General features: G+C 42.0%; 1 protein-coding gene and 1 tRNA gene. Both read right to left on the reverse strand.

Going from position 1 to position 572, the window contains the following annotated elements:
• On the reverse strand, nucleotides 1-248 hold a 248-nt coding region (locus DXA74_RS15505), incomplete at its 3' end, for an Arm DNA-binding domain-containing protein (RefSeq protein ID WP_233550586.1).
• Nucleotides 249-491: 243 nt separating this feature from the next.
• Nucleotides 492-564: transfer RNA gene (locus tag DXA74_RS15515), tRNA-Phe, on the reverse strand.
• Between the last annotated feature and the right edge of the window lie 8 nt (nucleotides 565-572).

Below are 572 nucleotides of genomic sequence, written 5' to 3' on the forward strand. Positions count from 1 at the left end.
TCACAAAAAATCTGATGTAACTTGATTCTCGCATTTTCGATATAGGCATTCAGATCACATGATTTGCGGCTTTTGCCTCTGGCGGATTCCTTAGCCTGACTCCAGAGAGACGGGGCAATGCTTTTGCGGATGTTGTTTTCAACTCGCGTACCATCTACAGTGATACGCATACAAACGGATGCTTCTCCATTTTTCAGCAGCTTGGTCTTCTTCAAGAAGAAAAGCACATTGAATGAACTTCTTTTCATTTTCCTACAGTTTTTAGTTTGGATAAAAGTAGGAACCCGACCACGTTTTCTTGATACGCAAAACATTGCAAATCAGTGAGAAAGACTCTAATTTGATGGAGATTTTTGCTCCACCTTTTATCTCCACCTTTTGCTCCACCTCGAACGGTAATTTTTTGCCGTTTTTTGCGTGCCGAGGGAAAACAAAAAATCCCGATTTCACTTGGAAATCAGGATTTTACTGTCTTTTGCTTTTCTTCAAAGTGGTGCCACCAGGAATCGAACCGGGGACACAAGGATTTTCAGTCCTTTGCTCTACCAACTGAGCTATGGCACCTTCTCGTT

Source organism: Bacteroides sp. OF04-15BH (assembly GCF_003477995.1).
Classification (GTDB): Bacteria; Bacteroidota; Bacteroidia; order Bacteroidales; family Bacteroidaceae; genus Paraprevotella.